The sequence below is a fragment of the Streptomyces kronopolitis genome (assembly GCF_014646275.1).
Taxonomy (GTDB): Bacteria; Actinomycetota; Actinomycetes; order Streptomycetales; family Streptomycetaceae; genus Streptomyces; species Streptomyces kronopolitis.
On sequence record NZ_BMND01000056.1, the window covers coordinates 1 to 20,980 of the forward strand.

The 20,980-nt window shown below is 71.6% G+C and carries 19 protein-coding genes and 1 pseudogene; 9 read left to right on the forward strand and 11 right to left on the reverse strand.

The features are described 5' to 3' along the window. A pseudogene (locus tag IEY78_RS31855) lies at nt 1-896 on the forward strand (DUF2637 domain-containing protein); the annotation flags it as partial. 39 nt (nt 897-935) lie between these two features. Here the strand turns inward: IEY78_RS31855 and IEY78_RS31860 are convergent. Both IEY78_RS31860 and lysS read right to left on the reverse strand, forming a co-directional pair. Beyond that, a complete protein-coding gene (locus tag IEY78_RS31860; protein WP_189104292.1) occupies nt 936-1,163 on the reverse strand; it encodes a hypothetical protein in 228 nt (75 codons plus the stop codon). A 194-nt stretch (nt 1,164-1,357) separates the two neighbouring features. Next, the gene (gene lysS / locus IEY78_RS31865; RefSeq protein WP_189104294.1) at nt 1,358-3,106 is read right to left on the reverse strand and encodes a lysine--tRNA ligase; all 1,749 of its coding nucleotides are present in this window, start codon (nt 3,104-3,106) and stop codon (nt 1,358-1,360) included. Between the two features lie 176 nt (nt 3,107-3,282). On the opposite strand from lysS, the gene argS reads away from it, so the two are divergent. Both argS and bla read left to right on the forward strand, forming a co-directional pair. Beyond that, the gene (argS, locus tag IEY78_RS31870) at nt 3,283-5,046 is read left to right on the forward strand and encodes an arginine--tRNA ligase (protein WP_189104295.1); all 1,764 of its coding nucleotides are present in this window, start codon (nt 3,283-3,285) and stop codon (nt 5,044-5,046) included. A 109-nt stretch (nt 5,047-5,155) separates the two neighbouring features. Next, nucleotides 5,156-6,109 carry a class A beta-lactamase gene (gene bla / locus IEY78_RS31875; RefSeq protein WP_189104297.1) on the forward strand — a complete coding sequence of 318 codons (954 nt, stop codon included), beginning with the start codon at nt 5,156-5,158 and terminating at the stop codon, nt 6,107-6,109. 26 nt (nt 6,110-6,135) lie between these two features. On the opposite strand, the gene IEY78_RS31880 is transcribed toward bla, so the two are convergent. The 4 genes from IEY78_RS31880 to IEY78_RS31895 form a co-directional block, all read right to left on the reverse strand. Beyond that, complete coding sequence (locus tag IEY78_RS31880; RefSeq protein ID WP_189104299.1) at nt 6,136-6,318, reverse strand: CsbD family protein; 183 nt, start codon at nt 6,316-6,318, stop codon at nt 6,136-6,138. Between the two features lie 191 nt (nt 6,319-6,509). Continuing rightward, nucleotides 6,510-7,499: a porphobilinogen synthase gene (gene hemB, locus IEY78_RS31885; protein WP_189104301.1), complete on the reverse strand. Its 990-nt coding sequence runs from the start codon at nt 7,497-7,499 to the stop codon at nt 6,510-6,512. Nucleotides 7,500-7,599: 100 nt separating this feature from the next. Beyond that, nucleotides 7,600-8,580, reverse strand: coding sequence for a helix-turn-helix domain-containing protein (locus tag IEY78_RS31890; RefSeq protein WP_189104302.1), 981 nt, complete (start codon nt 8,578-8,580; stop codon nt 7,600-7,602). A gap of 291 nt (nt 8,581-8,871) precedes the next feature. Next, entirely contained in the window at nt 8,872-9,339 is a 468-nt protein-coding gene (locus IEY78_RS31895) for an ATP-binding protein (RefSeq protein WP_229700300.1), read from the reverse strand. 183 nt (nt 9,340-9,522) lie between these two features. Between IEY78_RS31895 and IEY78_RS31900 the strand changes: the two genes are divergently transcribed. Both IEY78_RS31900 and IEY78_RS31905 read left to right on the forward strand, forming a co-directional pair. Then, nucleotides 9,523-10,335 (forward strand): helix-turn-helix domain-containing protein, encoded by an 813-nt coding sequence (locus IEY78_RS31900; RefSeq protein ID WP_189104306.1) that lies wholly within the window; start codon nt 9,523-9,525, stop codon nt 10,333-10,335. Then, nucleotides 10,332-10,592: a DUF397 domain-containing protein gene (locus IEY78_RS31905; RefSeq protein WP_189104308.1), complete on the forward strand. Its 261-nt coding sequence runs from the start codon at nt 10,332-10,334 to the stop codon at nt 10,590-10,592. Before IEY78_RS31900 ends, IEY78_RS31905 begins: the two co-directional genes overlap by 4 nt. A 71-nt stretch (nt 10,593-10,663) precedes the next feature. Here IEY78_RS31905 and IEY78_RS31910 read toward each other — a convergent pair whose 3' ends face one another. The 4 genes from IEY78_RS31910 to IEY78_RS31925 are packed head-to-tail and all read right to left on the reverse strand — an operon-like array spanning nt 10,664 to nt 15,451. Further along, nucleotides 10,664-12,313 carry a bifunctional uroporphyrinogen-III C-methyltransferase/uroporphyrinogen-III synthase gene (locus IEY78_RS31910; protein ID WP_189104310.1) on the reverse strand — a complete coding sequence of 550 codons (1,650 nt, stop codon included), beginning with the start codon at nt 12,311-12,313 and terminating at the stop codon, nt 10,664-10,666. Next, a complete protein-coding gene (hemC, locus tag IEY78_RS31915; RefSeq protein ID WP_189104312.1) occupies nt 12,310-13,326 on the reverse strand; it encodes a hydroxymethylbilane synthase in 1,017 nt (338 codons plus the stop codon). The genes IEY78_RS31910 and hemC overlap by 4 nt, the downstream gene beginning before the upstream one ends. Beyond that, the gene (locus tag IEY78_RS31920; RefSeq protein ID WP_189104313.1) at nt 13,323-14,678 is read right to left on the reverse strand and encodes a glutamyl-tRNA reductase; all 1,356 of its coding nucleotides are present in this window, start codon (nt 14,676-14,678) and stop codon (nt 13,323-13,325) included. The genes hemC and IEY78_RS31920 overlap by 4 nt, the downstream gene beginning before the upstream one ends. Continuing rightward, on the reverse strand, nt 14,675-15,451 hold the full coding sequence (locus IEY78_RS31925; RefSeq protein WP_189104314.1) for a redox-sensing transcriptional repressor Rex: 777 nt from the start codon (nt 15,449-15,451) through the stop codon (nt 14,675-14,677). Before IEY78_RS31925 ends, IEY78_RS31920 begins: the two co-directional genes overlap by 4 nt. 425 nt (nt 15,452-15,876) lie before the next feature. Here IEY78_RS31925 and IEY78_RS31930 point away from each other — a divergent pair, with 425 nt between their 5' ends. The 4 genes from IEY78_RS31930 (at nt 15,877) to IEY78_RS31945 (ending at nt 19,936) form a co-directional block, all read left to right on the forward strand. Further along, nucleotides 15,877-16,164 carry a glutaredoxin family protein gene (locus IEY78_RS31930; protein ID WP_189104315.1) on the forward strand — a complete coding sequence of 96 codons (288 nt, stop codon included), beginning with the start codon at nt 15,877-15,879 and terminating at the stop codon, nt 16,162-16,164. A gap of 247 nt (nt 16,165-16,411) precedes the next feature. After that, entirely contained in the window at nt 16,412-17,338 is a 927-nt protein-coding gene (locus tag IEY78_RS31935) for an HAD family hydrolase (protein WP_189104326.1), read from the forward strand. Between the two features lie 330 nt (nt 17,339-17,668). Next, nucleotides 17,669-18,454: an ECF subfamily RNA polymerase sigma factor, BldN family gene (locus tag IEY78_RS31940; RefSeq protein WP_189104316.1), complete on the forward strand. Its 786-nt coding sequence runs from the start codon at nt 17,669-17,671 to the stop codon at nt 18,452-18,454. Between the two features lie 276 nt (nt 18,455-18,730). Further along, a complete protein-coding gene (locus IEY78_RS31945; protein WP_189104317.1) occupies nt 18,731-19,936 on the forward strand; it encodes a DUF5667 domain-containing protein in 1,206 nt (401 codons plus the stop codon). A gap of 44 nt (nt 19,937-19,980) precedes the next feature. Here IEY78_RS31945 and IEY78_RS31950 read toward each other — a convergent pair whose 3' ends face one another. Further along, a complete protein-coding gene (locus tag IEY78_RS31950; protein WP_189104318.1) occupies nt 19,981-20,973 on the reverse strand; it encodes a lysophospholipid acyltransferase family protein in 993 nt (330 codons plus the stop codon). Between the last annotated feature and the right edge of the window lie 7 nt (nt 20,974-20,980).

Sequence of the window (20,980 nt, forward strand, 5' to 3'; positions counted from 1 at the left end):
AGCTGGAGCAGGAGCGGCTGGTGTACCAGGCCCGCCTGCGTTCCCGGTTCGGACGGGCCTGGCGCCGCAAGGCCCCCGTGGAGTCCCTGATGCCGCTACGGCTCGCCCGGTTCGGGGTGCCGCTGGCCCAGACCGCTCCCGCGGGGCTGGCCGCCGCGGGCATCGAACCGCAGCTGCTGCCGGCGGCACCGCGCCCCACGCCGCCCGCCCCCGAGCAGACCTCCCCCGTGCCGCCCACCCCGGAGCCGGCCCCCCGGGAGATACCGCCCCAGGGGCCGACCCAGGCAGCGCCGACCCAGGCAGTACCGACCCAGGCAACGCCCGCCCAGGGAACCCCCGCCCAGGAAATGCCGCCCCAGGGGGTGCCGCCCCAGGGCGCTCCGAGCCAGTGGTTCGCGGCGCCGCAGCAGGTGGCCTACCAGGGCGATTACGACCCGGCGTTCGTCCCGCAGCAGGAGCACCGGCCCGCCCACGACGAGCACCAGCAGCCGCCGACGCACGGGCAGGACCCGGTACCGGCGCCGCGCACCCCGGACCCCGACCCCCAGGTCCCGGTACCGAACGGCGCGGGCGGCACCCGCCCCCTCGGCAAGGGCACCCCGCACGCGAACCCGCAGGCAGACCCCCGATCAACCCCCCAGCCACACCCGGAGCCGGCCCCACACCCTGCCCCGGCCCCGCAACCGGCCGCCCCCGCCCCCACCCCCGCCGACGAGGATCTCTACCAGGTCTTCCGGCACTCGATAGAGGGCGAGGGCATGCCGACCCCGGGCGCGTTCGCGGCCAATGTGGAGGCGCAGTTCGCGATCCGTCTGCAATCGCGCGAACTCAACCGCTACATGGACCAGTTCAGCGACCGCCTCAACGCGGAAATGATGGACGAGCACATCGCCTGACCACATGCCGGATCCGTACGGCAACGGGCCCCTGGACCGCTAGACCGCCCCGGCCCCCGTCTGATCCCTCAGCCGCTTCGCCTTGCGCTTCTTGTCCGCGTCCCCCCAGACGGCCAGTGCCGCACCCGCCGCGAAGAGGCCGACATAGGCGGCCGACGGCAGATCGAACCAGTGGGGCAGCAATCCCCAGGCGTGGTCGAAGAAGACCTGCCCGACGAATCCCATCACGCCCTGGATCATGATGATGAAACCTAAGATTCCCCTCATGGCTCCAGCGTGAAGGGTTCGGCCCCGGGAATCCTCGTCCCCGGGGCCGAACCCTTCTCATCCCGCTGTCATCCGCCGGTCGGAGACGCCCCCGGGGTGTCTACGACTCCCCGACGACGACACTCCGACGGCCCGTCAGCCACCGACGGGCGTCCGTCAGCCACCGACGGACGCCCGTCGGCCACGAAGCCCGGTCAGCCCCCCAGCAACGTCCGCACCCGCTCGGCACCCACGGCCAGCAGCAGCGTGGGCAGCCGCGGCCCGGTGTCGCGGCCGACCAGGAGGTTGTAGAGGAGGGCGAAGAAGGCGCGCTGGGCGACCTTCAGTTCCGGGGTCGGCTTGGCGTCCGGCTCCAGGCCCGCCTGCACCTTCGGCACGCCGTAGACCAGCGTGGTCAGCCCGTCCAGCGACCAGTGCGTGGCGAGGCCGTCCAGCAGCAGCCGCAGCGAGCCGCGGGCCTGCTCGTCGAGGGTGGCGAGCAGCTCCTTGTCGGGCTCGGCGCGGACGATGGTGCGCTGCTCGGCCGGGACCTGGGTGTTGATCCAGTACTCGGCCTTGTCGAGCCGCGGGCGGGTCTCGTCCAGGTCCGTGACGGGGTTGGCCGGGTCCAGCTCGCCGAGGATCCGCAGCGTCTGCTCGTCGTGGCCCGCGGTGATGTCCGCGACCGAGGCGAGCGTGCGGTACGGCAGCGGGCGCGGGGTGCGCGGCAGCTCACCGGCGGCGGTCCGGGCCGCGCGGGAGTGCGCGGCGGCGTCGGCCGGCAGCGCGGTGCCGTCCGCGACCTTGGCCTCCAGCTTGTCCCACTCGTCGTAGAGCCGCTGGATCTCCTGGTCGAAGGCGATCTTGAAGGACTGGTTGGGCCGGCGGCGCGCGTACAGCCAGCGCAGCAGCGGCGCCTCCATGATCTTCAGCGCGTCACCCGGCGTCGGCACCCCGCCGCGCGACGAGGACATCTTGGCCATGCCGCTGATGCCGACGAAGGCGTACATGGGACCGATCGGCTGCTCGCCGCCGAAGATCTGCCGGACGATCTGGCCGCCGACGACGAAGGACGAGCCGGGCGAGGAGTGGTCCACACCGGACGGCTCGAAGACCACGCCCTCGTAGGCCCACCGCATCGGCCAGTCGACCTTCCAGACCAGCTTGCCGCGGTCGAACTCGCTGAGCCGGACCGTCTCGCCGAAGCCGCACTCCGTGCAGGTGTAGGCGAGTTCGGTGGTCTCGTCGTCGTACGAGGTGACCGTGGTCAGGTCCTTCTCGCACCGCTCGCAGTACGGCTTGTACGGGAAGTAGCCGGCCGAGCCGCCGCTGCCGTCGTCCTCGCCGGCCGCGCCCGAGCCCTCGGCGGCCTCCAGCTCGGCCTCGTCGACGGGCTTCTGCGACTTCTTGGCCGGGGCCTTCTTCGTGCGGTACTGGCCGAGGATCGCGTCGATGTCCGCGCGGTGCTTCATCGCGTGCAGGATCTGCTCGCGGTAGGCGCCGGAGGTGTACTGCTCGGTCTGGCTGATGCCGTCGAACTCCACGCCCATCTCGGCGAGCGACTCGGCCATGGCGGCCTTGAAGTGCTCCGCCCAGCTCGGGTACGCCGAGCCGGCCGGGGCCGGCACCGCGGTCAGCGGCTTGCCGATGTGCTCGGCCCAGGAATCGTCGACACCCGGGACGCCGTCGGGGACCTTGCGGTAGCGGTCGTAGTCGTCCCACGAGATGAGGTGGCGGACCTCGTACCCGCGGCGGCGGATCTCGTCGGCGACGAAATGCGGGGTCATGACCTCGCGGAGGTTGCCGAGGTGGATCGGGCCGGACGGGCTCAGGCCCGAGGCGCAGACGATCACCGGCGCGGAGTCACCGGGTGCCGTTTTGCCCGGGGCGCGGCGCTCCGCCTCGGCAATGACCTCGTCGGCGAACCTGGAGACCCAGTCGGTCTCGGTGCTCTGCTGAGCCACGATCGGCCCTTCCTCTTCCTGATGTATCCCCATTGCGCCGTCCTGCGCGCGGACGCACAAAAGCCTGACGGTGCCCATTGTCCCAGACGGAAATTCAGTGGTAGTGCCGTGGGATACTCATTGGCAAACCCTTTCCACTCCGACGACACCTCCCTTCTGGAAGAGAGCACCTCTCCATGGCCTCGGTCACCTCCCTCGCAGCTTCGGTCCACCAGCGCGTCGCGGACGCCCTCTCGGCAGCCCTGCCGGAGGCCGGCGCCGCCGACCCGTTGCTGCGACGTAGCGACCGGGCCGACTACCAGGCCAACGGCATGCTGGCGCTCGCGAAGAAGCTCAAGGGCAATCCGCGGGAGCTGGCGACCAAGGTCGTCGCGGAGATCGGCGAGAACCCCCTCTTCCAGGAGGTCGAGGTCTCCGGCCCCGGCTTCCTCAACATCACGGTCACCGACCGGGCGATCACCGAGACGCTGGCCGCGCGCGCCGCCGACGACCGGCTCGGCGTCCCGCTGAAGGAGAACCCCGGCGTCACGGTCATCGACTACGCCCAGCCGAACGTCGCCAAGGAGATGCACGTCGGGCACCTGCGCTCGGCGGTCATCGGCGACGCCCTGCGCCACATGCTGGACTTCACCGGCGAGCGGACGATCGGCCGGCACCACATCGGCGACTGGGGCACCCAGTTCGGCATGCTCATCCAGTACCTCATCGAGAACCCCGGCGAGCTGGCCCCGGCGGCCGACGTCGACGGCGAGCAGGCGATGAGCAATCTCAACCGCGTCTACAAGGCCTCGCGCGCCGTCTTCGACTCCGACGAGCAGTTCAAGGAGCGGGCCCGGAAGCGGGTCGTGGCGCTCCAGAGCGGCGACAAGGAGACCCTCGACCTGTGGCAGCGGTTCGTGGACGAGTCGAAGGTCTACTTCTACTCGGTCTTCGAGAAGCTGGACATGGAGATCCGCGACGACGAGATCGTCGGCGAGTCCGCGTACAACGACATGATGGCCGAGACGGCGCGGCTGCTGGAGGAGTCGGGCGTCGCCGTCCGCTCCGAGGGTGCGCTGGTGGTCTTCTTCGACGAGATCCGCGGCAAGGACGACCAGCCGGTGCCGCTGATCGTGCAGAAGGCGGACGGCGGCTTCGGCTACGCGGCCTCCGACCTCTCCGCGATCCGCAACCGCGTCCTGGACCTGAAGGCGACGACGCTGCTGTATGTCGTCGACGTCCGCCAGTCGCTGCACTTCAAGATGGTCTTCGAGACGGCCCGCCGGGCGGGCTGGCTCACCGACGGCATCACCGCGCACAACATGGGCTACGGCACGGTCCTCGGTGCGGACGGCAAGCCGTTCAAGACCCGTGCGGGCGAGACCGTGCGCCTGGAGGACCTCCTCGACGAGGCGGCCGAGCGGGCGACGACGGTGGTGCGCGAGAAGGGCGCGGCGGTCGGCCTGACCGAGCAGGAGATCACCGAGAACGGCGCGCAGGTCGGCATCGGCGCGGTGAAGTACGCGGACCTGTCGACCTCGGCCAGCCGCGACTACAAGTTCGACCTGGACCAGATGGTCTCGCTCAACGGCGACACCTCGGTGTACCTCCAGTACGCCTACGCCCGGATCCGGTCGATCTTCCGCAAGGCCGGTGACGCGGCCCCCGCGGCGCACCCCGAGCTGCCGCTCGCCCCGGCGGAGCGGGCGCTGGGCCTGCATCTCGACCAGTTCGGCGAGGTGCTCGCCGAGGCCGCCGCCGCGTACGAGCCGCACAAGGTCGCCGCGTACCTCTACGGCCTCGCCTCGCTCTTCACGACCTTCTACGACCAGTGCCCGGTCCTGAAGGCCGAGGGCGGCCCGGATCAGCTCGCGAACCGGCTGTTCCTCTGCGACCTGACCGCCCGCACCCTCCACCAGGGCATGGCCCTGCTCGGAATCCGCACCCCCGAGCGCCTCTGAGCCCGTCGTCGAGCCCGTCGTCGCCTAGGCTCCGGCCGCAACGGCCCCGTACAACGCAGCTGTTGTACGGGGCCGCTCCGTTTTTTCTCCATGGAGGGGCAGGACAGCGATGTACGAGAACAGCGGGACCGGCACCGTACCGACCCGGCGGGCCCTGCTCGGAACGGGCACCGGACTGCTGGCGGCCGGCCTGCTGGCGGGATCGGCCGGACCCGCCACCGCGCAGGATCCCGCCGCCGCGAAGGGCCCCGCCGCGAAGGCCCCGTCGTCCGAGGACGCCCGCTCGGCCCTGCGCCGCCTGGAGCAGACCCGCCACGCCCGCATCGGCGCCTACGCGCACAACACCGCCACCGGCGCCACGGTCGCCTACCGCGCCGACACCCGCGCCCCCATGTGCTCGGTCTTCAAGGCCCTCGCCGTAGGGGCGGTGCTGCGCGATCTCGACCACCACGGGGAGACGCTCGCCCGCCGCATCCACTACACCCGCGCCGACCTCATCGCCAACTCCCCCGTCACCGAGGCCCGTCTCGCCACCGGCATGACGGTCGCCGAGCTGTGCGCCGCCGCCGTCCAGCGCAGCGACAACACGGCGGCCAACCTCCTGCTGCGGGAACTCGGCGGCCCCACCGCCGTCACCGGCTTCGCCCGCTCCCTCGGCGACCCCGCCACCCGCCTCGACCGCTGGGAGCCGGACCTCAACACGGCCGAGCCCTGGCGCAGGACGGACACCACCACCCCCGCCGCCATCGGCCGCACCTTCGCCCGGCTGCTGGTGGGCGACGCGCTCACGCCGGTGGACCGGGCCCGGCTGACGGCCTGGATGAAGGCCAACGAGACCAACACGGACCGCTTCCGCGCCGCGCTGCCCCGTGACTGGAACATCGCCGACAAGACCGGCACCGGCTCGTACGGCACCGCCAACGACGTGGGCGTGGCCTGGACCCCGGACGGCACCCCGATCGTGCTGGCCGTGCTCACAGGGAGCGCCGAGCAGTCAGCGCCCGGCGACGATGCGCTGGTCGCGGACGTGACGAGGGTGCTCGCCCGGGCCGTCACCCGCTGAGACGCCGATCCGGACCGGGGCTGCGGTCAGGGCATGTGCTTGCGCGCCGCGTCCTTGGTCTTCTCGCTCGCGTCCAGCCCGTGCCCGGCGGTCTTCTCCGCCTTGCCCTCGGCCTGGAGCTTGGGGTTGTGCGTGGCCCGGCCGACGACTTCCTTCATGGCGCCGATGACCTGCGCGCCCTTGGCCTGCATCTTGCGCTTGGCGGTCATGGTTACCCGCTCCTCGATCGGTCGGGATCTTCCTGAAAATCGGCCTTGCAATCGATCCTGCAATCGGTCCTGCAATCGGCCTTGCATTCGGTCCGTGCCCGGCATGCGGCGGTCAAAACGTGCCCGGCAACGACAAAGCTCCCGCCCCGGAATCCGGGGCGGGAGCTGCGGCGGACGGTGCGCCGGGCGCCTCACAGGCCCTGCGCGACCTCCGTCGCCCAGTACGTCAGGATCATGTCCGCACCGGCCCGCTTGATGCCGGTCAGCGCCTCCAGGATCGCCTTGTCGCGGTCGATCCAGCCCTTCTCGGCGGCCGCCTCGACCATCGCGTACTCCCCGGAGATCTGGTACGCGGCGACCGGCACGTCCACCGAGTCCGCGATCTTCGCGAGGACATCGAGGTACGGCAGCGCCGGCTTGACCATCACCATGTCGGCGCCCTCGTCGAGGTCGAGCGCCAGCTCGCGCAGCGACTCCCGGAGGTTCGCCGGGTCCTGCTGGTAGGTCTTCCGGTCACCCTGGAGCGAGGAGCCGACGGCCTCCCGGAACGGCCCGTAGAACGCGGAGGAATACTTCGCGGTGTAGGCGAGGATCGACACGTCCTCGTGCCCGGTCTGGTCCAGGGCGTCCCTGACCACGCCGACCTGGCCGTCCATCATCCCGCTGGGACCCACGGTGTGGACGCCCGCGTCGGCCTGCACCTGCGCCATCTCGGCGTAGCGCTCCAGCGTCGCGTCGTTGTCGACCCGCCCGTCCGCGTCCAGCACGCCGCAGTGGCCGTGGTCGGTGTACTCGTCCAGGCACAGGTCCGACATGATCACGAGATCGTCGCCGACCTCGGCCCGCACGTCCCGGATCGCCAGCTGCAGGATGCCGTCCGGGTCCGTGCCCGCCGTGCCGAGGGCGTCCTTCTTCTCGTCCTCGGGCACCCCGAACAGCATGATCCCGGCGACCCCCGCCTCGACCGCCTCCACGGCGGCCTTGCGCAGCGTGTCCCGCGTGTGCTGGACGACGCCCGGCATCGCGGAGATCGGCACCGGCGCGCTGATCCCCTCGCGCACGAACGCGGGCAGGATCAGATCGGCCGGGTGCAGCCGGTGCTCCGCGACCATCCGCCGCATGGCGGGGGTGGTCCGCAGGCGCCGCGGCCGCGCCCCTGGGAAGCTTCCGTACTTCGTCATACCGACCACGCTACGCCCGCCCTACGCCTGCCTTTGCCGACGTACCGTCGGACTTTTGCCGACCTGTCGTCGGAGCGGAAGGCTCCGCGGACCGCCCCGCTCAGGCCGCCACGGCGGGACCGTCGACGGCCTCACCGGACGCCGGCCCCGGGCGGCAGTCCCGGCACCGCCCGGGCTCCCGCGCCCGGAACGCGCGTTCGCAGCCGTCGCAGGTCTGGAAGGGCTGCGGACCGGGCGGGCAGGGGTCGTCCGGGGTGGTCTCACGCCCCGGGGGCAGCGGCGGCGGAAGCATCTCCCGGAGACGGTGCGCGAGCAGCCCCGCCGGGTTCTTCAGCTCGGCCGGGAGAGCGGCGGTCAGCGTCCGGTGGACGGCCGCGGCCGTGGCGCCGTTCTCGAACCAGGCGGCCACGGCGGAGGCGAGGCGCCGCACGTCCCGCCCGGAGAGGGTGAGCCGGTCATCGGTCCGGCGCAGCGACGCGAGCAGGGCACGGGCCGTGACCTGGTGCGCGTCCGGGGTCGCCTCGGGGACGAGTTCCGGGACGATTTCCGGGCCGGGCTCCGGGGCGATTTCCGGGACGTTTTCCGGGTCGGGTTCGGGGACGGGCCCTGGGACGGAGTCAGGGACGGGCTCGGGATCCGGCGGCACCAGCGGCGCGGGCGGCACCGGCGGCGCAGGCGGCGGCTGTGGCGCCCGGGCCGCACGGGCTTCCTCCGGGACGCCGGGCGCGTGATGCGCGTACGTACGGGTCAGCACCCGGCCGTCAGCCGTCCTCTCCCGCACCCGCTCGACATATCCGTACGCCTCCAACTCCCGCAGGGCGAAGGCGATCCGGTCCCGCCCCTCGGGGAAGCGGGCGGCGAGGCTGCGGATGTCGACGGCGGCACCCTCGGGCAGCGACAGGATGTGGGTGCCCACCCCGATCGCGGTCAGGGACAGCTCGCGGTGCTGGGCGAGGTGGTTGCCGATGATCGTGTACCGGTCCGGCTGGTACGGCCGGATGTGGGTCACCCCGTTGTGGGCGGCACTTCGCCGAACACGGGAATACGGGCGCGCGGCACGGTTAGGCTTCTCTTCAGCCATCGGGAAGAGTCGCTTCCTCTCAGCCATCAGGAAGGGTCGCTTCCTCTGGTGGTCAGGCCCTCGCATGGGATTGCAGTCCCGGCGGGGGCCGACGCATGTCTGTGGTCGTCAGGCCCGAGCCTGCCCACCCAAGTCGCCCACGCGCCAGCCGAGTTGAACCGGTTCACCCCCATGGGTGACGTACACGGGGTTTGGTGGGTTGGGGAGGGTTCTTTCCCAGGGGTTCTCTGTCTTTGACCGCCCGCCGCACCGCCACCCGGCCCACCGGGTCCCGCGTTTCCGGGCTCCGGTTCAGCGCCCGGCATCCGGGCCGAGATCCAGCTCCGCCCACACGGTCTTGCACGGCACCGGCCCCTCCTCGACGCCCCAGCGGTCCGCCGTCTCCGCGACGAGCAGCAGCCCGTGCCCGGACTCGGACAGGGTGCCGCCGGGGTCGGGTGCGCGGACGGGCAGCCGGTCACCGCGGGTATCGGTCACCTCGATACGGAGCGTGGCGGGCGGGACGACGGCGAGCGTGAGCCGGAAACTCCGCCCGGCGACGCGGCCGTGCTGCACCGCGTTCGCCGCCAGCTCGGCGACGAGCAGCCGCGCGGGGTCGAAGGGCAGCCCCCACGAGGCCAGTTGCTCCACCGCGAGGATGCGCGCCAGCCGGGCACCCCGGGGCGTCGCGGAGAGCGGAACGGAGTACCGGAGGGACGGCGCGGGGTCCGCCGCGAGACCCGTAGCGGAACTGCTGGTTCGGGTGATTCGCTGATTCATGTCACACAGCGTGGCCATTCGTCATTAGCCTGAGAAGTGCTGACACCCGTGCTCACGGTGTCTGTCCGGCTGCGGTCCGGCTCTGTCCGGGTCGTCCGGGGTGACGGGGCACGGGCGACCGGAGTTGGACGCGTACGGCTCGGCGGAGGGGCGGCGGCAGACGTGGATGACTGGGACACGGGAATGGACGACGACGAGGCCAGTGCGGTGATGAAGGCCGTGGCCCGGCAGGTGAAGCTCTGGCGGGAGGCGGCCGGCCTCACCCAGACGGAATTAGGCGCGGCGATCGGATACGGCGAGGAGACGGTCTCCTCCGTGGAACGCGGCCGCCGGATCCCCCGGCCGGAGTTCCTGGACCGCACGGACGAGGTCACGGGCGCGGGCGGCAAGGTCGCGGCGCTGAAGGCGGACGTGGCCGCGATCAAGTACCCCAAGAAAGTACGGGACTTGAAGAAGCTGGAGGCCGAGTCGGTCGAGCTGTGCGCGTACAACAACTCGGTGATTCATGGGTTGTTGCAGACGGATGACTACGCGCACGCGGTGATCGGAAACCGGCAACCACCCTTCCCACAGAACGAGATCGAACGGCGCGTGGCCGGTCGCATGGACCGCCAGGGGATCATCAGCACCACAACAGGACTGCCGGTGCTCAGCTTCGTTCAATGCGAGGCGACGCTACGGCGCTGCACCGGGGGCAGAATGGTCCTGCGCAAACAGCTCGAACGGTTGTTGGAGGTCGGGCAGTTGTCGAACGTGTCGATCCAGGTCCTGCCTCTGAGCCGCGAGGAAAATGCGGGGCTCGAAGGGCCGTTTCAGCTACTCCGGCTGAAGGACGGCTCCACCATCGGGCATAACGAGAGCCAGCTCGCCAGCCGGGTGATCTCCAATCCCAAGGAGCTCCAGATCCTTGAATTGCGCTATGGCATGATCCGGGCGCAGGCACTCACCCCACGGGAGTCGCTTGCCTTCATCGAGAAAGTGCGGGGAGAGACATGACACTCAAGCCCTCCGGCGGGAACGGCTCCGCCCTGGCATGGATAAAGAGCAGCTACAGCACCGGTGACGGGCCGGAGTGCGTCGAGGTGGCCTGGCAAAAGAGCAGCTACAGCACCGACGAAGGGGCTCAGTGCGTCGAGGTCGCGACCGCCTCCGACAGCGTCCTCGTCCGCGACTCCAAGAACCCCGACGGCCCCCGTCTCACCATCGCCCCCACCACCTGGGCCGCGTTCCTCCCGTACGCCGCCGAGCACTGACGGAAACAGACGGCGGACACGCAGAAGGGCGCCCCCAAAGGAGGCGCCCTTCAAGCCACACGTACGACCGCTCAGCTACGCGCTCTCCGGCGCGAACCGGGTCGCCGCTCGCTCGGCCGGGTGACCGGGTCCCCTGCCTCCAGCGCGGCATCGCGGCGCGCCGCGCCGAAGTCCGCGAGCGCCTCGGCCAGCTTGTGCACCGACGGCTCGGGCGACATGACGTCCACCCGCAGACCGTGCTCCTCGGCGGTCTTGGCGGTGGCCGGGCCGATACAGGCGATCACCGTCACGTTGTGCGGCTTGCCCGCGATCCCGACGAGGTTCCGCACCGTCGACGACGACGTGAACAGCACCGCGTCGAAGCCGCCGCCCTTGATCGCCTCACGGGTCTCGGCCGGCGGCGGCGAGGCGCGCACCGTCCGGTAGGCGGTGACGTCGTCCACCTCCCAGCCCAGCTCGATCAGGCCCGCCACCAGGGTCTCGGTGGCGATGTCGGCACGCGGCAGGAAGACGCGGTCGATCGGGTCGAAGACCGGGTCGTAGGGCGGCCAGTCCTCCAGCAGCCCGGCGGCCGACTGCTCGCCGCTCGGCACCAGGTCGGGCTTCACACCGAAGGCGACCAGCGCCTTGGCGGTCTGCTCGCCGACCGCGGCGACCTTGATCCCGGCGAAGGCCCGGGCGTCCAGGCCGTACTCCTCGAACTTCTCCCGGACCGCCTTGACGGCGTTGACCGAGGTGAAGGCGATCCACTCGTAGCGGCCGGTCACCAGGCCCTTGACCGCGCGCTCCATCTGCTGCGGGGTACGCGGCGGCTCGACGGCGATCGTGGGGACCTCGTGCGACACCGCGCCGTACGAGACGAGCTGGTCGGAGAGCGAAGCGGCCTGCTCCTTGGTCCGCGGCACGAGCACCCGCCAGCCGAACAGCGGCTTGGACTCGAACCACGACAGCGGGTCGCGCCGGGCCGCGGCACTGCGCTCACCGACCACGGCTATGACCGGCTGGCCGCCGTCCGCCGACGGCAGCACCTTCGCGGCCTTCAGCACCTGCGCGACCGACCCGAGGGTGGCCGTCCAGGTGCGCTGGCGGGTGGTGGTGCCGGCGACCGTGACGGTCATCGGGGTGTCCGGCTTGCGGCCGGCGGACACCAGCTCACCGGCGGCCGCGGCCACCGAGTCGAGGCTGGTGGAGACCACGGCCGTGGCATCGCTGGCCCCGACCTCGGTCCAGCAGCGCTCGTCGGCGGTGCGGGCGTCGATGAACCGCACGTCGGTGCCGTGGGCGTCGCGCAGCGGCACCCCGGCGTACGCGGGCACGCCGACCGCCGCGGCGATACCGGGCACCACCTCGAAGACGATGCCCTCGGCGGCGCAGGCCAGCATCTCCTCGGCGACATACCCGTCGAGACCGGGGTCCCCTGTGACGGCGCGCACGACCCGCTTGCCCGCACGGGCCGCCGTCATGACAAGATTGGCGGTGTCGCGAAGCGCCGGTACGTCCGCAGGGATTGACGCCTCGTCAGCTGACGCCTGCAGTGGTGTGTCGACCTGTGCGCGTGCATGCACACGCACCACGTCCAGCACCTGCGGGTCGGCGATCAGCACGTCCGCGGAGGCCAGTGCCTCCACGGCACGCAGCGTCAGCAGGCCCGGGTCTCCCGGCCCGGCACCCAGGAAGGTGACCTGACCGGAGGCGAAATGGTTTGGGGCGGTGGGGTTCAAAGTGCTCGCTCCCCCATAAGACCGGCCGCACCCTTTGCGAGCATCTCGGCGGCGAGTTCACGGCCCAGCTTCAGCGGGACCGACACGTCGTCGGGAGTGGCGGGTACGTGCCCGGTGGTGGACAGTTGCACCAGCGTGCTGCCGTCGGTCGTGCCGACGACACCGCGCAGATGCAATTCGGTGACAGCCTGCTCATCGGCCGTGGAGCCTCCCCCGCTCGACCGGAGTCGAGCGCTCGGGGAGAGGTCGGCCAGTGCTCCGACAGGTGCGGAGCAGCCGGCCTCCAGGGCGGCGAGCAGGGAGCGCTCGGCGGTCACGGCGGCCCGGGTGTCCGGGTCGTCGAGCTCGGCGAGCTGGGCGGCGAGGGCTGCGTTGACCGCAGCGCACTCGATCGCCAGTGCCCCCTGGCCGGGGGCGGGCAAAACCACGTCGGGCGACAGCAGCTGCGTCGCCTCGTCGATGCGGCCGATGCGGGTGAGTCCGGCGGCGGCGAGTACCACCGCGTCCAGTTCGCCCTTCTCGACGAAGCCGATGCGGGTGTCGATGTTCCCGCGTATCGGCACGGCCTCCACGCTCCGGCCCAGCGACCTGGCCCAGGCGTTGAGCTGCGCCATCCGCCGGGGGGAGCCGGTCCCCACGCGGGCACCGTCGGGCAGCTGCTCGAAGGTGAGGCCGTCCCGGGCGATCAGCGCGTCGCGGGGGTCCTCCCGCACGGGTATGGCCGCCAGGGTCAGCTCGTCGGGCTGCGCGGTGGGCAGGTCCTTGAGGGAGTGGACGGCGAAGTCGATCTCCCCGGCGAGCAGCGCGTCGCGCAGCGCGGAGACGAACACGCCGGTGCCGCCGATCTGCGCGAGGTGCTCACGGGAGGTGTCGCCGTAGGTGGTGATCTCCACCAGCTCGACCGGCCGGCCGGTCACCGCCCGGACCGCCTCGGCGACCTGCCCGGACTGGGCCATGGCGAGCTTGCTGCGCCGGGTGCCCAGCCTCAGCGCTCGTGTCGTGCTGTCGTTCATGCCCGCTCCCGTGCATCGCGCGTGTCGGCCCTGCTGACGGCGGCGACCGTCTCGGGGTCGAGGTCGAACAGTTCCCGCAGTGCGTCCGCGTACCCGGCGCCGCCGGGCTCGCTGGCGAGCTGCTTGACCCGCACGGTGGGCGCGTGCAGCAGCTTGTCGACGACCCGGCGCACGGTCTGGGTGATCTCGGCGCGCTGCTTGTCGTCCAGGTCGGGAAGGCGGCCGTCGAGCCGGGCGATCTCGCCGCTGACGACATCCGCGGCCATGGTGCGCAGGGCGACCACGGTGGGGGTGATGTGCGCGGCCCGCTGGGCCGCGCCGAACGCGGCGACCTCATCGGAGACGATGCCGCGCACCTTGTCCACGTCGGCCGCCATCGGCGCGTCCGCGGACGCGTCGGCCAGCGACTCGATGTCGACGAGGTGCGCGCCCTCGATCCGATGCACCGCGGCGTCTATGTCCCGCGGCATCGCGAGGTCCAGCAGCGCCAGCGGCGCCGGGTTCCCCTGGCGCGCGGCCGCGACCATCTCACCGGCCAGGACCAGGCCGGTCGCGCCGGTACAGGACACCACGATGTCGGCGGCGGCCAGCTCCTGCGGGACGGTGGTCATGGCCACCGCGCGGGCGGCGAGCCCGCTCGCGGCGCCGGGGCCGCCCGGCTCGGTGAGGATCCGGACCAGCCGCTCGGCGCGCTCGACGGTGCGGTTGGCGACCGCCAGCTCACCGACACCGGCCCGCACCAGGGTGGTGGCGGCCAGCGACGACATCGAACCGGCGCCGATGACCAGCGCCCGCTTGCCCCGCGCCCAGCTCTCCACGTCCGAACCGGCCGCGAGCTGCTCCAGCCCGAAGGTGACCAGCGACTGGCCGGCCTTGTCGATGCCGGTCTCGCTGTGCGCCCGCTTGCCGACCCGCAGGGCCTGCTGGAACAGGTCGTTCAGCAGCCGGCCCGCGGTGTGCAGCTCCTGCGCGACGGCCAGCGCGTCCTTGATCTGCCCGAGGATCTGCCCCTCGCCGACGACCATCGAGTCCAGGCCGCAGGCCACCGAGAAGAGGTGGTGGACGGCACGGTCCTCGTAGTGGACGTACAGATAAGGGGTCAGCTCCTCCAGACCGGCGGCGCCGTGCCGGGCCAGGAGGCCGGACAGCTCGGCGACACCGGCGTGGAACTTGTCCACGTCGGCGTACAGCTCGATGCGGTTGCAGGTGGACAGCACCGCGGCCTCGGTGACCGGCTCGGCCGACACCGCGTCCTGCAGCAGCTTGCCGCGCGCCTCCGGGGCGAGGGCGGCCCGCTCCAGCACGCTCACCGGCGCGCTGCGGTGGCTCAGCCCGACGACCAGCAGACTCATGCCGGCATCACGGCGGGTACGTCCCCGTCAGGTCCCTTGCGATGGCCGGTCACGGCAGCGGCGGCGGCACGGGCGGCCGGGCTCGGGGGGCCACCGTCGGGCCCGCCGTCCTCACCCGCCTTGCGCTGCTCGTGGAAGGCGAGGATCTGCAGCTCTATGGACAGGTCGACCTTGCGGACGTCCACCCCGTCGGGGACGGTCAGCACGGTCGGCGCGAAGTTGAGGATCGAGGTGACACCGGCGGCGACCAGGCGGTCGCAGACCTGCTGGGCGGCCCCGGCCGGCGTCGCGATGACACCGATCGAGACGCCGTTGCTCTCGATGATGTGCTCCAGCTCGTCCGTGTGCTGGACCCCGATGCCCGCGACGGGCTTGCCGGCCATGGCCGGGTCGGCGTCTATCAGCGCAGCGACCCGGAACCCGCGCGAGGCGAAGCCCCCGTAGTTGGCGAGCGCGGCGCCGAGGTTACCGATACCGACGATCACAACCGGCCAGTCCTGGGTCAGCCCCAGCTCACGCGAGATCTGGTAGACGAGGTACTCGACGTCGTAGCCGACGCCGCGGGTCCCGTACGAGCCGAGGTAGGAGAAGTCCTTGCGCAGCTTGGCGGAATTGACCCCCGCCGCGGCCGCGAGCTCCTCGGAGGAGACCGTGGGTACCGAGCGCTCGGAGAGCGCGGTCAGGGCACGCAGATACAGCGGGAGACGGGCGACGGTGGCCTCGGGAATGCCTCGGCTTCGGGTCGCCGGTCGGTGAGTTCGGCCAGTTGCCACGGTGCTCCTGCGGGTAGAGCGGGGCTGCGGGCGACCGTCTGGAACCCGACCGCCCTGTCTTCTGCAGGCTATGTCTTTGTGAACGCGTGCACAAAGATGGTGTCCGGTTTGTCCGCCCAAAGTGATGGGGGTCACGCGGCTTTTACGGGCCTTCGCGGAACCAACTCCCGCGGGCCTCCGTTCGCTCGCGCCACCCGTCTGACCAGGCAGCACCGACGGGAGCACGCGCCCTCACTCCTTACCGCCATACCCCCGGAAACCTACAAATCGCCCATCGATGGTAAGCGACCCGGACCGGCCCGGACACGTCACGAGCGGCGGGCCCGGGCACACCGCCATCCGGCCCCGGCAGGCCGGCGCGGCCCCGGCCCCCGCACCCTCGGACCCGCACCCCGCCCCCGGCGCGCCCCGGGCACAATGGCCCCATGGCCCCCTCGTTCAACGTGTTCAGCCGCAGCTCCCGCAAGAACCCCGCCGACCGGATGGTCACCCTCGTCGGCAAGCCGGGCTGCCACCTCTGCGACGACGCCCAGGCCGTGATCGAGAAGGTCTGCGCCGAGACCGGCGCGTCCTGGGAGCGCAAGGACATCACCGAGGACCCCGAGCTGCACCGCAAGTACTGGGAGCAGATTCCGGTCGTCCTCGTCGACGGCGCCCAGCACGACTTCTGGCGGGTCGACCCCAAGCGCCTGCGCACCGCACTGGGCGCCTGAGCGCCCACCGCGGACGGCCGCCCGGCCCCGCCGGGCCCGCCCCGGACCCCCGCCGCGGGATGGCCGTAACGCACCCGTCCCCCGCCGCCGGCCCGACGGACACGCGCCCGTAACCGGCTGCACCGAACAAACTGGCTACGCTGTCGCCATGGCTCTCCCGTCTCCCGACCACCGCCCCGGCAGGAGTCCCCACGGGACGCCCCTCGTCCCGTCCGCGCGCCGCCCCCGGTGGACGCCCTCCGGGGCGCTGCCGTCCCTGGGGTGGTTCACCCGCCGCCGGCGCCCCGCCACGGCGCGCAGCGTGCTGGCCGGCGAGGCCGCCGCCGAGGCCGCCCGCAAGTCCACCCAGGACGCGCCGCCCGTCGAGGAGACCCCGGCCGAGCCCGAGTTCCCGGTCGTCGGGGACACGGCCGCCGCCGCCTTCTTCGACCTCGACAACACCGTCATGCAGGGCGCCGCGCTCTTCCACTTCGGCCGCGGCCTCTACAAGCGGCACTTCTTCCACAAGCGCGACCTCGCCCGCTTCGCCTGGCAGCAGATCTACTTCCGCCTGGCCGGCTCGGAGAACCCCGAGCACATGGCCGACGTCCGCAACAGCGCCCTGTCCATCGTCCAGGGCCACCGCGTCGCCGAACTGATGTCGATCGGCGAGGAGATCTACGACGAGTACATGGCCGAGCGGGTCTGGCCGGGCACCCGCGCCCTGGCCCAGGCCCACCTCGACGCGGGCCAGAAGGTCTGGCTGGTCACCGCGGCCCCCGTGGAGACCGCGACGATCATCGCCCGCCGCCTGGGCCTGACCGGCGCGCTGGGCACCGTCGCCGAGTCCGTCGGCGGGGTCTACACGGGCAAGCTGGTCGGCGAGCCGCTGCACGGCCCCGCCAAGGCCGAGGCGGTCCGCGCGCTGGCCGCGGCCGAGGGCCTGGACCTCTCGCACTGCGCCGCCTACAGCGACTCCGCCAACGACATCCCGATGCTGTCGCTGGTGGGCCACCCCTACGCGATCAACCCCGACAGCCGGCTGCGCAAGCACGCCCGCGAGCAGGGCTGGCGGCTGCGCGACTACCGGACCGGCCGGAAGGCCGCCAAGATCGGCATCCCGGCGGCGGCCGGCGTGGGCGCCCTCGCGGGCGGCGCCGCGGCCGCCGTCGCGCTCCAGCGACGACGCCGCTGACCAGGGATGATCACGGAGCGACACGGCGGGCCATCCCCTGTCCCTACCCCCGCCGCCGTCCGCTCAGTCACATTGCTGCCGGTTAGCCACAACACGCCCTCCAACCAGGCAGATTGCGTTCCCTTCCGATCAATAGTTGCTCAGTAATCGATACTTGATCTGCCACCAACCCGGCACGGACCGTAAGTAATCGATGATTTGAGCAACTGGGTGTAGCGCTGCCTGTACGAAGCGTTATTCTCCTCAGACGCAATCCGGAACCCACACGTCCCTACGACGAGTGAACGGTCCCGCACTGCACGTGATGGAAGCTCTGCCTCTGGGAGTCCCGTGTACCCACACGTCGGGGTTGACGCCTCGGGCCTGGCTACGCTGCGCACGACACTCGTCGACCACCTGCGCAGTTTCGTCCCCACCGCGTACGCCGTCCCCGCATTCGCCTCAGCCGTCCCCGCCGCCGGCCCCTGCTACGCCCTGGCCGACGGGAGTGCTGCGGTCGGCAAGGCCGCCGGCAGATCCCGCCGCGCCGGCACCGGCACGACCACCGCCCGTCGCCCCGCCGACAGCGACAGCCGTCGCATGATGGACCTCGTCGAGCGGGCCCAGGCCGGCGAGGCGGAGGCCTTCGGCCGCCTCTACGACCAGTACGCCGACACGGTCTACCGCTACATCTACTACCGCGTGGGAGGCCGTGCCACGGCCGAGGACCTCACGAGCGAGACCTTTCTGCGCGCCCTGCGCCGCATCGGCACGTTCACCTGGCAGGGCCGCGATTTCGGCGCCTGGCTGGTGACCATCGCCCGCAATCTGGTCGCCGACCACTTCAAGTCCTCCCGCTTCCGTCTGGAAGTCACCACCGGAGAGATGCTCGACGCCAACGAGGTCGAGCGCAGCCCCGAGGACTCCGTCCTCGAATCCCTCTCCAACGCCGCCCTGTTGGAGGCGGTACGCAAGCTCAACCCCCAGCAGCAGGAGTGCGTCACGCTGCGCTTCCTGCAGGGCCTCTCGGTCGCCGAGACCGCCCGTGTCATGGGCAAGAACGAGGGCGCGATCAAGACCCTCCAGTACCGCGCCGTCCGCACCCTGGCGCGGCTGCTCCCCGAAGACGCCCGCTGACCGACCCCTATCCGCACAAATCGACTCCTCGCCCCACGCCGTGTGCCGCCTACACCTGGTGATCTTTCATAACCGGTCGGTCAGATCATCGTGAGTGCGTAACCCGAGTGCCGCGCCGCTCGTTGTGCGGAATGCAGGCTCCATGCGGTCACGCCATGCCCGCTGCCTCTCACTCGATCGAGTGGCCGCGGACAGCTGCGTGCAACCGTCCGGTCCGTCTGGACAGTCAAAGCCAGTCCGGGGAGTCGAGCGGGATGACGAGAGGAGGTGCCGCCCGTGATCGCGAATGTCTCGGTGCACCGGCGGGCCAACGCCTTCGCCCAGACCCTGGAGGAGCAGGTCCTCGAGGGCACGGCGGCCGAGGACCAGGTCGACAATCCGGCGCAAGCGCCGGGCGAAGCACGGCTGTTGGCGGTCGCCGACGGCCTCGGGAGACTCCCGAGGCCGGAGATGGCTGCCGAGGTCAAGACTGTCCAGCGCGCCCAGCTCATCGCCGCGATGGAGGCCGCCTTCGCCGAAGGCGCTCCGTCCGACGGTGCCCGGGTGCCCGAGCAGCGCGAACACAAGGGCGCGCACCGCGCCACGAAATCGGTCGGCCGGCTTCGCCCGCGCTCCCGCCTCTCCAAGGGGCTGGCAGCGGGCGGACTGACGGTCGGCGTCGCCGCAGGGGCCTTCACCGGCGTCGCCGCGGCCAGCTCCGACGCCCTCCCCGGCGACTCCCTCTACGGCCTCAAGCGCGGCATGGAGGACCTCAAGCTCGGCATGGCCGACGACGACTCCGACCGCGGCCGGCTCTATCTCGACCAGGCCTCCACCCGCATCATGGAGGTCCGCCGCCTGATGGAGCGCGCCCGGCTCGCCGACCTCGACCACGAGTCGCTCGGCGAGATCCGCAAGGCGCTCGCCGGCATCACCCATGACGCGGGCGAGGGCCACCGCCTGCTCCACCAGGCCTACGAACGCGACGGCTCGCTCGGCCCCATCCAGGCGCTGAACTCCTTCACCAAGTCGCACCGCGGCACCTGGTCACAGCTGCGCGACAAGCTCCCCGTGCAGCTGATGGACGTCCGGGACAAGGTCAGCTCGGTCTTCGACGCCATAGACCAAGAGGTCGGTCCGCTGCGCTCGCTGCTGCCGCCCACCCCGGCCGGCAGGCACCACCACCGCAACACGCCCGGCTCCGCGGGCACCGGATCCGGCTCCGCCGGCCACCCGGCGCCCTCCGGCAGCAAGTCCGCCTCCAGCCGGCACACCGGTGGCGCGCACGCCCCCCGCCCGTCGGCCTCCCCGTCCCAGGACGACGGCCTGCTCGGCGGCAACACGGGCGGACTGCTCGACCCGCCGTCCAAGAGCGGCAGCCCGTCCCCGCACCGTGGCCACCACGGCAAGGAATCCGGCAGCCAGCCCGATGTCACCCTCCCGCCGCTGATCCCGGGACTGCTTCCCGGACTGGGCATCGACGGCGAGGATCTCCCGAAGTAGCGCACGCCCCGTGCCGCACGCTCGGTGTTCTTCTGGTCCTTCCCTCAGAAGAACACCGAGCGTCGCTGCACCAGCAGCTTGTAGAGCGTGTGCTGAATCGTCTCCCGCACCTGATCGGTGAGGTTGAACATCAGCATCGGATCGTCCGCCGCCTCCTGCGGATAGCCGGCCGTCGGGATCGGCTCGCCGAACTGGATCGTCCACTTCGTCGGCAGCGGCAACGCACCGAGCGGCCCCAGCCAGGGGAACGTCGGCGTGACGGGGAAATACGGCAGCCCGAAGACCCGCGCCAGCGTCTTGGCGTTCCCGAGCATCGGGTAGATCTCCTCCGCCCCCACGATCGAGCACGGCACGATCGGCACCCCGGCCTTCAGCGCCGTCGAGACGAAACCGCCCCGCCCGAAGCGCTGGAGCTTGTAGCGGTCCGCGAAGGGCTTGCCGATGCCCTTGAAGCCCTCCGGCATCACCCCGACGATCTCGCCGCGCTCCAGCAGCCGCTGGGCGTCCTCCGCACAGGCCAGGGTGTGCCCGGCCTTGCGTGCCAGCTCGTTTATCACCGGCAGGACGAACACCAAATCGGCCGCCAGCAGCCGCAGATGACGCTGTGCCGGGTGATTGTCGTGCACCCCGACCTGGAGCATCAGACCGTCGAGCGGCAGCGTCCCGGAGTGGTTGGAGACGATCAGCGCGCCGCCCTCGGACGGGATGTTCTCCACGCCCTTCACCTCGACCCGGAAGTACTTCTCGTACACCGGCCGCAGCAGCGACATCAGGACCTGGTCGGTCAGCTCCTCGTCGTACCCGAAGTCGTCGACCTCGTACTCGCCGGTGATCCGCCGGCGCAGGAAGGCCAGCCCGCCCGCGATCCGCTCGTCCAGGGACCGCGGCCGCGAGGGCGGGGCCGCCGCCGGCGGGTGCTCGGTCCGCGCTTCCGGTACGGGCGCCAGCGCCGCACCGCGTCCCGCGCGCCCGGCCCGCCGAGCCTTCCTGCGCGCCCGGGGCTCCTCGCCGAAGGGAATGACCTTGGCGTCCGCCATAGTGGGT